The following is a 14,397-nucleotide window of genomic DNA, read 5'->3' as shown; positions in this document are numbered from 1 at the left end:
CGCGCGATGGACCCGCTGTTTCAGGTTGATCTGTCCTTCGTCTTTGAACAGCCCTCGATCTGGCGCACTCTGGTCCAGACCCTGATCCTCATCACCCCGCTTGCCATCGCGCTGTCTGGCTATGCCACATGGCGGATCGGTGACCGCCGGGGGCTGCTGCTGATCGCCGCTGTCGCGCTCTACACGCTCTGGATGATCTGGCCGCAGCCTCTGGTGCCCGAACTGGTGTTGCCGGGGCGGGTGGTGTCGGTGATCGGCTGGTTCTGGCTGGTCTCTGCCTGGGGGCGTCAGGCCAAATGGCACGAACCCTTTTTGCTGGCGGCCAACAGCATCGTGGTCACCTTCATGATCACCCTGATCCTGACCACCGGCGTCGCCCTGTTGCGCGACCTGATGGGCTATGACCTGCCGCTCTGATCCCGCCCGCAAGGCTTGAAGACCGGCCCCGTTCCGCGCTAGTCAGTCGCATGAGCAAATCCTCCTCCAGCTTCACCTGCACCGCCTGCGGCGCGACCCACAAGAAATGGCAGGGCCGCTGCGATGCTTGCGGTGCCTGGAACAGCATTGTCGAGGAGGCCCCGCTTTCCGCTGGCCCCAAATCGCTGGGCCATAAGGGCCGCGCCATCCAGCTCACCGACCTTGCCACTGAAGAAGACCCGCCGCCGCGCGCCTCATCTGGCATTGACGAGCTCGACCGGGTGCTTGGCGGCGGGCTGGTGCCCGCCTCTGCCATTCTGGTCGGCGGTGATCCCGGCATCGGCAAATCCACGCTGCTGTTGCAGGCCGCCGCAAGTTTCGCCCGCACCGGGTTGAAAGTCCTGTATATTTCCGGCGAAGAGGCCGCCGCACAGGTGCGGATGCGCGCCCAGCGTCTGGGGTTGCAGGATGCCCCGGTCGGTCTTGGCGCGGAAACCAACCTGCGCGACATCCTGACCACTTTGGATGCCGAACGCCCGGCGCTTGCGATCATCGATTCGATCCAGACCATGTGGCTCGATACGGTCGAGGCCGCCCCCGGCTCCGTCTCTCAGGTCCGCGCCGCAGCGCACGAGCTGGTGACCTTCGCCAAGAAACGTGGCGTGGCGGTGGTGCTGGTCGGCCATGTCACCAAAGAGGGCCAGATCGCCGGCCCGCGCGTGGTCGAACACATGGTCGATACCGTGCTTTATTTCGAGGGCGAGCGTGGCCACCAGTTCCGCATCTTACGCGCGGTGAAAAACCGCTTCGGCCCGGCGGATGAGATCGGCGTGTTCGAGATGACCGGCAATGGTCTGGCGCAGGTGACCAACCCCTCGGCGCTGTTCCTGTCTGACCGCGACCGCCCGGCCCCCGGCTCGGCGGTGTTTGCGGGAATCGAGGGCACGCGCCCGGTGCTGACCGAAATTCAGGCGCTGGTCGCACCTTCCACCCTCGGCACCCCGCGCCGCACTGTGGTCGGGCTTGATTCGGGGCGGCTCTCGACGATTCTCGCGGTGCTGGAGGCGCGGTGTGGCATCCCGTTTACCGGCCTTGATGTGTTCCTCAATGTGGCCGGGGGCCTGCGCGTCAACGAGCCCGCTGCCGATCTGGCCGTCGCCGGTGCGCTGCTTTCCGCGCGTGAGGATGTGGCAATTCCGCCAGACATGGTGCTTTTCGGGGAAATCTCGCTGTCGGGCGCGCTGCGTCCGGTGGGCCAGACCGAAAACAGGTTGAAAGAAGCCTCGAAACTTGGTTTTCAGCAGGCCACGCTGCCCACGGGGTCGAAAACCGTGGGCGGAACAGATATGCGTCTGCGCCAGATGCCCGACCTGACCGCCTTTGTCGGCGAAATGTTCGGCGCAGGCTGACGCGGCACAAAGGAGCGGATGATGGAAGGCTTTACTCTGGTAGATGGTATCGTGGCGGGCGTGATCGTCCTGTCTGCGATCCTGGCCTATTCACGCGGCCTTGTGCGCGAGGCGATGGCCATCGCAGGCTGGATCGGGGCCGCCGTGCTGGCCTTCATCTTCGCCCCCGCCGCCCAACCGCTGATCAAGGAACTGCCGGTGGTCGGCGATTTCCTCGGCGACAGCTGTGAGCTGTCGATCATCGGGGCCTTCGCGCTCGTCTTCGCGGTCGGTCTGGTCATCGCGGCGCTCTTCACGCCATTGTTTTCCAGCGTCGTGCAACGCTCCGCCATCGGCGGCATCGACCAAGCGCTCGGCTTTCTGTTCGGGGTGGCGCGCGGCGTGATTCTGGTGGCGGTGGCCTTTATCGTCTACGACCGCGCCGTGGCCGCCAACACTGTCCCGATGGTAGATAATTCCCGCTCTGCCAAGGTCTTTGCCAGTTTTCAGGCCAATATCGACAGCACCATCCCCGCCGATGCGCCGGGCTGGATCGTCTCGCGCTACAATGACCTGACCGCCGCCTGCGCCGTGCCTGCCACCACGCCCGCCGCCGAACCGGCCCCCGCCGGGAACTGACCCGAAGACAACGCAAACGCCGCATTGCAGCAAAATGGCACCGTTCCTCTGCTGCAATGCACGTGACACTGGCGTGACCATGCCGTAAAGGGTGGCGCATCTGACCCAGATGGAGCAGCCCCATGCGTCCCTTCCTGTCCCACCCCTTTGATGATGACAAGTTGAAGGAGGAATGCGGGATCTTTGGCGTCATCGGCGTCTCCGATGCGGCAAATTTCACCGCCCTTGGCCTGCACGCCCTGCAACATCGCGGGCAAGAGGCGGGCGGCATCGTCGCCTATCACCCCGAACACGGCTTCAACTCGGCCCGCCGCTTTGGCTATGTGCGTGACAACTTCACCAAAGCCGACGTGATGGATACCCTGCCCGGCCAGCTCGCCATCGGCCATGTCCGCTACTCCACCGCCGGCTCCAAGGGCGCTACCGCGATCCGCGACGTGCAACCCTTCTTCGGCGAGTTCTCGATGGGCGGCTGCGCCATCGCGCATAACGGCAACCTGACCAATGCGAGTGCCCTGCGCAAGGAACTGATCGAGCGCGGCTCGATCTTCCAGTCCTCCTCCGATTCCGAATGCATCATCCACCTGATGGCGCGCTCAATCCAGAAGAACCTGTCCGAGCGGATCAAAGACGCCCTGCGCGCCTGCGAAGGCGCCTTCTCCGTCGTCGCCATGACCCGCACCAAGCTGATCGGCGTGCGCGACTCGCTTGGCGTGCGCCCGCTGGTGCTGGGCCGCATCGGCGATTCCGGCTGGGCACTCAGCTCTGAAACCTGCGCGCTCGACATCATCGGTGCCGATTTCGTGCGCGAGATCGACCCCGGCGAAATGGTGGTGATCGAGGGCAACAAGGTGATCTCCACCCGCCCCTTCCACCCGGCGCAATCGCGGTTCTGCATCTTCGAGAAGGTCTATTTCTCCCGCCCCGACAGCATCCTCGGCGGCCAGTCGGTGTACGAGACCCGCCACCGCATCGGCATGGAACTGGCGATCGAGGCCCCGGTCGAGGCTGATCTGGTCTGCCCGGTCCCCGATTCCGGCACCCCCGCCGCCATCGGCTACTCGCAGCAATCCGGCATCCCCTATGCCATGGGCATCATCCGCAACCAGTACATGGGCCGCACCTTCATCGAGCCCACCGAATCCATCCGCAACATGGGCGTGCGCCTCAAACTCAACGTCAACCGCGCGCTGATCAAGGGCAAGCGGGTGATCCTCGTCGACGACTCGGTGGTGCGCGGCACCACCAGCCGCAAGATCAAGGACATGATCCTTGATGCCGGCGCCGCCGAGGTTCACTTCCGCATCGCCTCGCCCCCCACCGCCTGGCCCTGCTTTTACGGCGTTGACACGCCCGAACGCTCGAAACTCCTCGCCGCCACGATGACCGAGGATGAGATGCGCGACTGGATCGGCGTCGACAGCCTCAAATTCATCTCGCTCGACGGCCTCTACCGCGCCGCAGGCGAGGCGGCAGGCCGCGACGCCATGGCCCCCAAATTCTGCGACGCCTGCTTCTCCGGCGATTACCCCGTCACCCCGTCCGACAAGATCGCCGAAGGCTTCGAGATGAAGGCGGCAGAATAGCCCCTCCATCCCCATTTTCTGTCCTCAAATATCCCACGGGGGTGCGGGGGTGTGAAACCCCCGCTCCGACACCAGCCAGCGGAGCCGACCATGACCCAGAAAATCGCCCTCATCACCGGCGCCTCGCGCGGTCTGGGTGCCGCCATGGCCGAACAACTGGCCCTGCGCGGCTGGCATGTGGTGGCGGTCGCCCGCACCGTCGGCGGGCTGGAGGATCTTGATGACCGGGTGAAAGCTGCGGGCCTGCCCGGCGCGGGCAGCCTGACCCTCGCCCCGATGGATGTGACAAATGAGGATGCCATGCGCCACCTCTGCCGCTCCATCCACGACCGCTGGGGCGGTCTTCAGCTCTGGGCGCATACGGCGGTCCATGCCACGGCGCTTGCGCCTGCGCCCTCGCTCGACATGAAGGATCTGGATAAATCCATCGCCGCCAATCTGCGCGCCACGGCGTTTCTGATCACCATGATCGAGCCGCTGCTGCGCGCCAAAACCGGCACCGCGATGTTCTTTGATGATCCGGTTGCCGGTCAGAAATTTGGCGCGGCGTATGGGGCCAGCAAGGCCGGGCAGATCGCCCTCGCCCGCAACTGGCAGGCGGAATCCGCGCGCATCGGCCCGCGCGTGCTGGTGGAAACCCCACGCCCGATGCCAACAGCGGTGCGCGCCCGATTCTACCCCGGCGAAGACCGCGACGCCCTGTTCAGCCCGCGCGACGAGGCCGCACGCCTGATCGCGTTGATCTGACATACGTTACGAAGAAAAACGGCCCGACATGTCCCGGTAGGGCGGGGTTCACCCCGCCACACCCTGCCTTCGGCCCAACACTCAAAGGTAGGGTGGGTTGTTCCGCCCGGCACGGGCGGGTTGACCCACCACGGCGCAACGGCTGCCACCCGCGGTAGGGCGGGGTTCACCCCGCCCCTGCGACAGGCCACGCTCAGTCGAGCGCCGCAGCCATCGCGCCCCACAGCGCCTCGACCGGCTCCACCCCGACCGACAGCCGGATGAACCCTTCGGGCACCGCGTCGCCCCAGCGTGCGCGGCGCTCGCCCGCCGAATGGGTGCCGCCAAAGCTGGTGGAGCGCACGAGATACGGGCAGCGCGCCAGGAAATCTTCCGCCACGGTCGCATCTTTCAACGTCATCCCGATCAGAAAGCCAAAGCCCTGCATCTGCTGCTTTGACAGCGCAAACGACGGATCGTCCGGCAGCCCCGGATAGCGCAGCCGCAGCACCGCCGGATGCTCTGCCAGCCGCGCGGCGATCACCCCCGCAGTTGCGCACATCCGCTCCAGCCGCACCTCCAGCGTCTCCAACCCGCGATGCACCAGCCAGGCCTCCATCGACCCCGGCACTGATCCTGATAGTCGTCGCCAGTCGCGCACCCGCGTCATGCGCGCGGCATCGCGCCCCGCCACATGGCCGAACAGCGCATCCGAATGCCCCGCCGGGGCCTTGGTATCGGCGGCCACCACCAGATCCGCCCCCAGATCCAGCGGGCGCTGCATGAGCGGCGTCATCGTGGTGTTGTCGACAATCACCATCGCGCCCGCCGCATGGGCGCGGGCGCAGACAGCCGCAATATCAACCACATCCAGACCGGGATTTGACGGGGTCTCCAGATAGACCACGGCCGCGCCGGTGAAATCCGCCGTTGCATAGTCCAGCGTCTTGATCTGCACCACGTCGACGCCCATCGGGGCCAGAAACCCCTCTGACAATACCCGCGTCACGTAATAGCCGTCCGACGGCAGAATCACCCGCTCCCCGGCGCGCAGCGTGGCAAACAGCGCCGCCGAAATCGCGCCCATGCCAGAGGGAAAGGTGACGACCTCGGCATCCTCCAGCAGCGACAGCTGCGCCTCCACCGCCGCCCAGGTGGGCGTTCCGTTGCGGGCGTAGATATAGGGTGCGCCCTGCACTTCGGGCAGATGATAGCTGGTCGAGGTCGTTAGCGGCAGCGCCACCGGATCACCCTTTTCCAGCCCCGCGCTGCGATGGTGAAGCATCTGCGCCAAACGGCGCTGCATGTCGGTATCCATCCCAATATCCCCTGATGTGTCAGGGGCGATCATCGGTCAGCCCCTGCGCAATGACAAGGGCCGCCGGAAGGCGGAAAATGTTAAAAATAAGTTAAATCGAGACAGCCAAGCCATTGATACTAAATAGAATGGCCCGGTGTAACACAGGGGGAAGCCTCCCCGGCATGGTCGGCCTTTCCGGCGGGAAATCCCGCCGGAAAGGCCGCGTCACATCTTACTCAGCGACCGTCACACGCTCCATGCGGTCAGGGTCGGACACCTCGCCGTTGCCGCCGTCGCCCTTCTTGATCGCATCGACCACCTCCATGCCCGAGATCACCCGGCCGACCACCGTGTACTGCCCGTTCAGGAAATCGCCGGGGGCAAACATGATGAAGAACTGGCTGTTGGCCGAGTTGGGGCTCTGGCTGCGCGCCATGCCGACCACGCCACGCTCAAAGCTCAGGTCCGAGAATTCCGCCGGCAGATCAGGCCGCGACGATCCGCCCATCCCCGCCATCGACAGATTGCCGCCCGCCTTGCCATTTGCCACGTCGCCGGTCTGCGCCATGAAGCCATCAATCACCCGGTGAAACACGACGCCATCATAAGCGCCCTCTTTCGCCAGCGCGGTGATCTGCTCCACATGTTTCGGCGCCACGTCCGGCAGCATGTCGATCACGATCTGCCCTGTGGTGCTGCCCGCAACCTCGATCACCAGATTGGGGCCGGGGCCATCTTCGGCCTGCGCCATGACCGGGGTTGCCATCTGGCTGATGCCATAGCCGCCGACAACCGCGAGGCCCAGGGCGAAGATCCCGCCCGCGATGAACCGGTCACGCAACATCGGCAGCCACCCGCACGCTGATCATCCGGTCCGGGCTGGCCGGTGGCTCGCCCAGAGCGATTTTGTCGACATGCTCCATGCCCGAGATCACCCGGCCATAAACGGTGTATTGCCCGTTCAGGAAGTGGTTGTCGGCGAAGTTGATAAAGAACTGGCTGTTGGCCGAGTTCGGGTTCTGGCTGCGCGCAGCCCCCAGGGTGCCCCGGTCATGCGGCAGTTTGGAGAATTCGGCCGGCAGATCCGGCTTGTCCGACCCGCCCGTGCCAGCCCGGCGCAGGTTGAAGTTGTTTTCCATATTGCCGTTTTCCACGTCGCCGGTCTGCGCCATGAAGCCCTTGATCACGCGGTGAAAGCAGACGTTATCATAAGCCTTCGCGCGGGCGAGTTCCTTCATCCGCTCGGTATGCTTCGGGGCCACATCGGCCAGCAGCTCGATCACCACTTCGCCGTCTTTCAGCGTCAGGATGATGGTGTTTTCTGGGTCTTTGATCTCGGCCATCGGGTTTGGCTCCTTACTGTTGTCTGGCCCGGAACCTAAACATCGAAGGCCCACAAGGAAAGGGGGGCCTTGCGCAGATCGGTTGACCTGCGCGGCATTCCGGCGGAAACAGGGGGCGACATTTCGACAGGGGAGTCCGATATGGGCTGGAAAACACTCGACGACATCGGTCTGGCTGGCAAAACTGTGCTGGTCCGCGTTGACATCAACGTGCCGATGGAGGCCGGTCGCGTGACCGACACCACCCGGATCGACAAGATCAGACCCACGGTGGAGGATATCATCGTGCGCGGCGGGCGCGTGGTGCTGCTGGCGCATTTCGACCGCCCCAAGGGCAAGGTCGTGCCCGAGATGAGCCTGTCGCACATTGCGGGCGCGCTGGAGGCCAGCCTTGGCCGCAAGGTGGTGTTCAGCCCGGAAAGCATCGGATCAGTCGCAGCCGATGCCATCGCCAGTGCCGAACCGGGCGATGTGGTGCTGCTGGAAAACACCCGCTTTCACCCCGGCGAAGAAAAGAACGACCCCGCCCTTGCGGCAGAGATGGCAAAGCTGGGCGATGTTTTTGTCAATGACGCGTTCTCGGCTGCGCACCGGGCCCATGCCTCGACCGCCGGTCTGGCGCATCTGCTGCCAAGCGCGGCGGGGCGGCTGATGGAGGCGGAACTGCAGGCGCTGGAAGCTGCCCTTGGCACGCCCAAGCGCCCGGTGGTGGCGGTGGTCGGCGGGGCCAAGGTTTCGACCAAGCTGGATTTGCTGGGCAATCTGGTGACCAAGGTGGATCATCTGGTGATCGGCGGCGGCATGGCCAACACCTTTCTGGTGGCCCAAGGCATCGAGGTCGGCAAATCGCTGGCCGAACGTGACATGGCCGACACCGCCCGCGAGATTCTGGCCAAGGCATCGGCGGCGGGCTGCACCATTCACCTGCCCGTCGATGTGGTGGTGGCGCGGGAGTTCAAGGCCAACGCCGATCATGACGTGGTGGCCGCCGATGCCTGCCCCGCCGACGCGATGATCCTGGATGCCGGGCCGATGAGTGTGGCGGCGATCGTCAAGGTGTTCGAGGCGTCTGAAACCCTGATCTGGAACGGCCCCCTTGGAGCGTTCGAGCTGACCCCGTTTGATGCGGCCACCAATGCGGCGGCGAAATCCGCAGCGGCATTGACGCGCGAAGGCAAGCTGATCTCGGTCGCGGGCGGCGGGGATACCGTCTCGGCGCTCAATCAGGCGGGCGCGGCGGAGGATTTCACCTTTATCTCGACTGCGGGCGGCGCGTTCCTGGAATGGATGGAAGGCAAAGAGCTGCCCGGCGTGGCCGCGCTGACCGCATAGGCGATCTCTCGCCGCCTCGGCGGTCCATCGGCAAAAACCAGCCCGCCCGAACAACCGGGCGGGTCGCGGCGCGCTCTGGCACGGACCGGCTTTTCCGGCGCGCTGTTAGCGTCACCATGATTGCAGGGCCGGTCGCATGTGGCTATCCAAGGGCAATCTCCGACGTTTTCAAAGGATCACCGACATGACCTCTTCGCAAGCAGCTGACCAGATCGGCACGGGCAATGGCTTTATCGCAGCGCTGGACCAGTCGGGCGGGTCCACACCAAAGGCGCTGCGCCTGTATGGCGTGACCGAGGATGCCTATTCGGGCGAAGCGGCGATGTATGACATGATTCACGCCATGCGGTCGCGCATCATCAAGTCGCCCGCCTTTACCGGGGACAAGGTGGTGGGTGCGATCCTGTTCGAACAGACCATGGACCGCGACATCGACGGCATTCCGACCGCGCAATTCCTGTGGGAACAGCGCGGCGTGGTGCCGTTTCTGAAGATCGACAAGGGGCTGGAGGCCGAGGCTGACGGTGTACAGCTGATGAAGCCGATGCCCGATCTGGATGCGCTGCTGGCCCGCGCCAAGGCGCTGGGGGTGTTCGGCACCAAGGAGCGCTCGGTGGTGAATGCCGCCAATGCCAAGGGCATTGCGGCCATCGTGGCCCAGCAGTTTGCGGTCGGCGATCAGGTCGCGGCGGCGGGTCTGATGCCGATCCTGGAGCCGGAGGTGACGATCTCGATCACCGACAAGCCGCAAGCCGAGGCGATTCTGCAGCAGGAAATCCTGAAGCACCTCGACGCCCTGCCCGCAGATCGCAAGGTCATGCTGAAACTGTCGCTGCCGACGGTCGACAATTTTTACGCGCCGCTGGTCGATCATCCGCGCGTGCTGAAAGTGGTGGCGCTGTCGGGCGGTCACAGCCGCGACGCGGCCAATGCCATTCTGGCCCGCAACCGGGGCATCATCGCCAGCTTCAGCCGCGCCCTGACCGAAGGGCTGTCGGCACAGCAATCGGACGCAGAGTTTGACGCGGCTCTGGGTGCCGCGATTGACAGCATCCACGCGGCCTCGGTCGCAGGCTGATCACAGGCAAACGTGATCGGAATTCCCCGCAAGGGGGATTCCCTAACCGAATCAGATGTGCCATGATTCGCCAAAGGCCGGAGAACACGGCCATTAGGGGCAGACAATGACGGCACAGGCCAGCCGCCTTCCGATTGGTGGCATTCTTTATCTGATTTTGGCGTTCCTGCTGGGGGCCTATTTCACCTTTGCCGCCGTTCAGGGCGATTACGGTGTGTTCCGTCAGGTCCAGATACGGTCCGAGGCCGAGACCCTGCGGGTCGAGCGGGACCGTCTGTACGAAGAACTGGGCAGGATCAGCAACCTGACTGCGCGTTTGTCTGACCGCTATCTGGATGTAGACCTGCTGGACGAACGGGTGCGTGATGTGCTGGGCTATGTTCGCCCCGATGAGATCGTAATCCGCTGAACCTGCGGTTCAGTCGCGCCAAGGCCCGCCGATCCGGCGGGCTTTTTTTTTGCATTTAGGTGCTATTTTCCCGTATCATCCGGGGATGATTTTTTGTTTTGCCCAACAAAACCCGATAGGCTATGAATGGTTTAATACTAAACTATCCAAGCCCCACGATCCAAGCCACTGACGGGAGGATGCCGCATATGGCCGCCAAGAAACCAGCCGAGAGGCCGAATGCCTCGAAGGAAGAGTTGCTGAAATACTACCGCGAGATGCTTTTGATCCGCCGGTTCGAGGAAAAGGCCGGTCAGCTATACGGCATGGGCCTGATCGGCGGGTTCTGCCATCTGTATATCGGGCAGGAAGCGGTCGTCGTCGGGCTGGAGGCTGCGGCGAAAGAGGGTGACAAACGGGTCACCAGCTACCGCGACCACGGCCATATGCTCGCCTGCGGCATGGACCCAAAGGGTGTGATGGCGGAACTGACCGGGCGCATCGGCGGCTATTCCAAGGGCAAGGGCGGCTCGATGCACATGTTCTCGAAAGAGAAGCATTTCTACGGCGGCCACGGCATCGTCGGCGCGCAGGTGCCACTGGGCGCGGGTCTGGCCTTTGCCGACAAGTATCTGGGCAATGACAATGTGACCTTTACCTATTTCGGCGATGGCGCGGCCAATCAGGGCCAGGTCTATGAGGCCTATAACATGGCCGAGCTGTGGAACCTGCCGGTGATTTTCGTGATCGAAAACAACGGTTACGCCATGGGCACCTCTGTGAAACGCTCCACCAAATCGCCGTCGCTGTGGGAACGCGGTGCCGCCTATGGCATCAAGGGCGAAGCCGTGGATGGCATGGACGTGCTGGCCGTGAAAGCTGCCGGCGAAAAGGCGGTTGCCGCCTGCCGCGCGGGTCAGGGCCCCTATATCCTTGAAATGATGACCTATCGCTATCGCGGCCACTCGATGTCGGACCCGGCCAAGTATCGCACCCGCGAAGAGGTCGAGAAAATGCGCTCGGAAAAGGACGCCATCGAACATGTGCGCGACCTGCTGCTGCAAGGCGGGCTTGCCAGCGACGACGACCTGAAAGCCATCGACAAAGAAATCAAGGCGCAGGTCAACGAATCTGCTGAATTCTCAAAAGAAAGCCCAGAGCCTCCGGTCGAGGAACTCTGGACCGACATCTACGCCTGAGGGGGAAACACGACATGGCAACCGAAGTATTGATGCCCGCGCTTTCCCCGACGATGGAAGAGGGCACATTGGCCAAATGGCTGGTGAAAGAAGGCGACGCGGTGAAATCCGGCCAGATTCTGGCCGAGATCGAAACCGACAAGGCCACGATGGAATTCGAGGCGACCGATGAAGGGATCATCGGCAAGCTGCTGGTGACTGAGGGCACCGCCGGGGTGAAAGTGAACACCCCGATTGCGATCATGGTCGAAGACGGCGAAAGCGTCAGCGACACGCCCGCGCCAAAGGTGGCCGAAGCCGTCGCCCCCGCCGCAGAGGCCCCGGCATCGGTGCCCGCAAAAGCAGCTGATCCGGCACCCGCGCTGGTGGTGGCCGCCAAAGGCTGGCCGCACAGCGACCTGCCCGAAGGTCCGACCAAGACCATGACCGTCCGCGAAGCTCTGCGCGAAGCGATGGCCGAGGAAATGCGCCGCGATCCCAACGTGTTCCTGATGGGGGAAGAGGTTGGCGAATACCAAGGCGCCTACAAGATCAGCCAGGGCCTGCTCGACGAGTTCGGGGCCAAGCGCGTCGTGGATACGCCGATCACCGAGCACGGTTTTGCCGGGATCGCGGTCGGGGCAAGCTGGGGCGGATTGCGCCCGATTGTCGAGTTCATGACCTTCAACTTCGCCATGCAGGCGATTGACCACATCATCAACTCGGCGGCCAAGACGCTGTATATGTCAGGCGGCCAGATGGGCAGCCCGATGGTGTTCCGGGGCCCGAACGGCGCTGCCGCCCGCGTCGGCGCGCAGCACAGCCAGGATTACTCGGCCTGGTATGCCGCGATTCCGGGGCTGAAGGTCTGCATCCCCTATTCCGCAGCCGATGCCAAAGGCCTGCTGAAATCGGCGATCCGAGACCCGAACCCGGTGATCTTCCTTGAGAATGAAATCCTCTACGGTCGCAGCTTTGATGTGCCGACCGACCCGGATTTCACGGTGCCGTTCGGCAAAGCCTCGATCATGCGCGAAGGCAGCGACGTTACCATCGTCAGCTTTGGCATCGGTGTAGCCCATTCGCTGCTGGCCGCAGACGCGCTGGCCAAAGACGGCATCAACGCCGAGGTGATCAACCTGCGCACCCTGCGCCCGATTGATTACGATACGGTTCTGGCGAGCGTGCAAAAGACCAACCGTTGCGTGACGGTGGAAGAAGGCTTCCCCGTCGGCTCGATCGGCGACCATATGGCCAGCACCATCATGCAGCGCGCGTTCGATTATCTGGATGCGCCGGTCATCACCTGCACCGGCAAGGACGTGCCGATGCCCTATGCCGCGAACCTTGAAAAATTCGCGCTGATCACCCCGGCGGAAATCGCTGCCGCGGTGAAATCTGTCTGCTACCGTTGAGGCCCATAATGATGATCACAATCTCTGCGGTTAACTATCTGGGGACTTCCGTTAGTGTCCTCATGGACGATGAAACATGGCAAGACGCTCTCCTGCCAGCAGAGCTTCTCGATGACGAAGTTGGGGACAACGCCAGTCGCTCATCAAGAACTTCGTGGGTTCTCGAAAATCAACAAGCGATCAAGCGAGCAATCAGCCAAAAGAAGCATGGCTTGGCTGTGCGCGCGCCATTTCATCGCATCGTTCTTCTGGAGGGAAATTGATGGCAACCGAAATTCTGATGCCCGCGCTGTCCCCGACGATGGAAGAGGGCACGCTGGCCAAATGGCTGGTGAAAGAAGGCGATGTGGTGAAATCCGGCCAGATCCTGGCCGAGATCGAGACCGACAAGGCCACGATGGAGTTTGAAGCGACGGATGAGGGCACCATCGGCAAGCTCTTGGTGGCCGAGGGCACGGCGGGGGTCAAGGTGAACGCCGCCATCGCGGTGCTGCTGGAAGAGGGCGAAGACGCCTCTGCCGTCGCAGCCGCGCCCGCCGCGGCCGCAAAACCGGCTGAGGCTGCGGCACCGGCTGCGGCCCCGGCCGCTGCTGCACCTGCTGCCGCTCCGGCGGCGTCCGGCGCACGGGTCTTTGCCTCGCCGCTCGCGCGGCGGATCGCAAAGGAAAAAGGCTTGGATCTGAGCGCGGTTCAGGGCTCCGGTCCGCATGGCCGCATCGTGCGGGCAGATGTCGAGGGCGCGCAGGCCGCGCCAAAGGCAGCGGCCCCTGCCCCGGCAGCCGCCGCTGCTGCACCTGCAGCCGCCCCGGCCAAGGCAGCAATGCCCACCGGGCCGTCAACCGAAACCGTGCTGAAGATGTACGCCGACCGCGAGTTCACCGAAGTGGCACTCGACGGCATGCGCCGCACCATCGCGGCCCGCCTGACCGAAGCCAAGCAGACCATCCCGCATTTCTACCTGCGCCGCGACGTGCAGCTGGATGCGCTGATGGACTTCCGCGCCACGCTGAACAAATCGCTTGAATCGCGTGGCGTAAAGCTGTCGGTCAATGACTTCATCATCAAGGCCTGCGCTCAGGCGCTGCAAGCCGTGCCAGATTGCAACGCGGTCTGGGCCGGCGACCGGATCCTGAAGCTGAAGCCATCGGATGTGGCCGTTGCTGTCGCCATCGAGGGCGGGTTATTCACGCCGGTTCTGCGTGACGCCGACAAGAAGTCGCTGTCTGCCCTGTCGGCCGAGATGAAGGATCTGGCCGGACGCGCCAAGACCAAAAAGCTGGCCCCGCATGAATATCAGGGCGGCAGCTTTGCGATCTCGAACCTCGGGATGATGGGGATCGACAACTTTGACGCGGTGATCAACCCGCCGCATGGCTCGATCCTGGCCGTCGGGGCCGGGGTGAAAAAGCCGGTGGTCAAGGCGGATGGCACCATCGGCGTCGCCACCGTGATGTCGATGACCCTGTCGGTCGATCACCGGGTGATCGACGGCGCACTCGGCGCGGCTTTCCTGAAAGCGGTGATCGAGGCGCTGGAAAACCCGATGACGATGCTGGCCTGAACTGAGCGACATCAAACAAACACCCCGGAAGACAGCGTCTTCCGGG

Annotated in this window: 15 protein-coding genes; 12 read left to right on the top strand and 3 right to left on the bottom strand. The window is 63.8% G+C overall.

From position 1 onward, the window contains the following. Positions 1 to 6 precede the first annotated feature (6 nt). The 5 genes from D1012_RS11505 to D1012_RS11485 all read left to right on the top strand — a co-directional run bounded on the left by D1012_RS11505 (position 7) and on the right by D1012_RS11485 (position 4,777). Positions 7 to 417 (top strand): hypothetical protein, encoded by a 411-nt coding sequence (locus D1012_RS11505; RefSeq protein WP_118152275.1) that lies wholly within the window; start codon positions 7 to 9, stop codon positions 415 to 417. 50 nt (positions 418 to 467) lie between these two features. Further along, entirely contained in the window at positions 468 to 1,826 is a 1,359-nt protein-coding gene (gene radA, locus D1012_RS11500; RefSeq protein ID WP_118152272.1) for a DNA repair protein RadA, read from the top strand. A gap of 21 nt (positions 1,827 to 1,847) precedes the next feature. Then, positions 1,848 to 2,444 (top strand): CvpA family protein, encoded by a 597-nt coding sequence (locus D1012_RS11495; protein ID WP_118152362.1) that lies wholly within the window; start codon positions 1,848 to 1,850, stop codon positions 2,442 to 2,444. A gap of 122 nt (positions 2,445 to 2,566) precedes the next feature. Then, positions 2,567 to 4,030 carry an amidophosphoribosyltransferase gene (gene purF / locus D1012_RS11490; protein WP_118152270.1) on the top strand — a complete coding sequence of 488 codons (1,464 nt, stop codon included), beginning with the start codon at positions 2,567 to 2,569 and terminating at the stop codon, positions 4,028 to 4,030. Between the two features lie 90 nt (positions 4,031 to 4,120). Then, on the top strand, positions 4,121 to 4,777 hold the full coding sequence (locus tag D1012_RS11485; RefSeq protein ID WP_118152268.1) for an SDR family NAD(P)-dependent oxidoreductase: 657 nt from the start codon (positions 4,121 to 4,123) through the stop codon (positions 4,775 to 4,777). A gap of 193 nt (positions 4,778 to 4,970) precedes the next feature. Here D1012_RS11485 and D1012_RS11480 read toward each other — a convergent pair whose 3' ends face one another. The 3 genes from D1012_RS11480 to D1012_RS11470 all read right to left on the bottom strand — a co-directional run bounded on the left by D1012_RS11480 (position 4,971) and on the right by D1012_RS11470 (position 7,399). Further along, entirely contained in the window at positions 4,971 to 6,107 is a 1,137-nt protein-coding gene (locus tag D1012_RS11480) for a cystathionine gamma-lyase (RefSeq protein ID WP_233517102.1), read from the bottom strand. Positions 6,108 to 6,288: 181 nt separating this feature from the next. Then, positions 6,289 to 6,900: a peptidylprolyl isomerase gene (locus tag D1012_RS11475; protein WP_118152266.1), complete on the bottom strand. Its 612-nt coding sequence runs from the start codon at positions 6,898 to 6,900 to the stop codon at positions 6,289 to 6,291. Continuing rightward, on the bottom strand, positions 6,890 to 7,399 hold the full coding sequence (locus D1012_RS11470) for a peptidylprolyl isomerase (protein WP_118152264.1): 510 nt from the start codon (positions 7,397 to 7,399) through the stop codon (positions 6,890 to 6,892). Before D1012_RS11470 ends, D1012_RS11475 begins: the two co-directional genes overlap by 11 nt. Before the next feature lie 141 nt (positions 7,400 to 7,540). Between D1012_RS11470 and D1012_RS11465 the strand changes: the two genes are divergently transcribed. From D1012_RS11465 to D1012_RS11435, 7 genes are all read left to right on the top strand, one after another. Further along, positions 7,541 to 8,731, top strand: a complete 1,191-nt coding sequence (locus tag D1012_RS11465) for a phosphoglycerate kinase (protein WP_118152262.1) — start codon at positions 7,541 to 7,543, stop codon at positions 8,729 to 8,731. A 184-nt stretch (positions 8,732 to 8,915) separates the two neighbouring features. After that, the gene (locus D1012_RS11460; protein WP_118152260.1) at positions 8,916 to 9,809 is read left to right on the top strand and encodes a fructose bisphosphate aldolase; all 894 of its coding nucleotides are present in this window, start codon (positions 8,916 to 8,918) and stop codon (positions 9,807 to 9,809) included. 106 nt (positions 9,810 to 9,915) lie between these two features. Further along, positions 9,916 to 10,218, top strand: coding sequence for an FtsB family cell division protein (locus tag D1012_RS11455; protein ID WP_118152258.1), 303 nt, complete (start codon positions 9,916 to 9,918; stop codon positions 10,216 to 10,218). A gap of 188 nt (positions 10,219 to 10,406) precedes the next feature. After that, entirely contained in the window at positions 10,407 to 11,396 is a 990-nt protein-coding gene (pdhA, locus tag D1012_RS11450; protein ID WP_118152358.1) for a pyruvate dehydrogenase (acetyl-transferring) E1 component subunit alpha, read from the top strand. A gap of 14 nt (positions 11,397 to 11,410) precedes the next feature. Next, positions 11,411 to 12,790 (top strand): pyruvate dehydrogenase complex E1 component subunit beta, encoded by a 1,380-nt coding sequence (locus tag D1012_RS11445; RefSeq protein ID WP_118152256.1) that lies wholly within the window; start codon positions 11,411 to 11,413, stop codon positions 12,788 to 12,790. Between the two features lie 8 nt (positions 12,791 to 12,798). Then, a complete protein-coding gene (locus D1012_RS11440; RefSeq protein WP_118152254.1) occupies positions 12,799 to 13,053 on the top strand; it encodes a hypothetical protein in 255 nt (84 codons plus the stop codon). Continuing rightward, on the top strand, positions 13,053 to 14,351 hold the full coding sequence (locus tag D1012_RS11435) for a pyruvate dehydrogenase complex dihydrolipoamide acetyltransferase (RefSeq protein WP_118152252.1): 1,299 nt from the start codon (positions 13,053 to 13,055) through the stop codon (positions 14,349 to 14,351). Before D1012_RS11440 ends, D1012_RS11435 begins: the two co-directional genes overlap by 1 nt. The last annotated feature ends 46 nt before the right edge of the window (positions 14,352 to 14,397 follow it).

Origin of the sequence: Pseudotabrizicola alkalilacus (assembly GCF_003443995.1) — a bacterium.
Taxonomy (GTDB): Bacteria; Pseudomonadota; Alphaproteobacteria; order Rhodobacterales; family Rhodobacteraceae; genus Pseudotabrizicola; species Pseudotabrizicola alkalilacus.
Note: the sequence above shows the minus strand (reverse complement) of the source record. Positions and strands in the feature narration are given on the sequence as shown.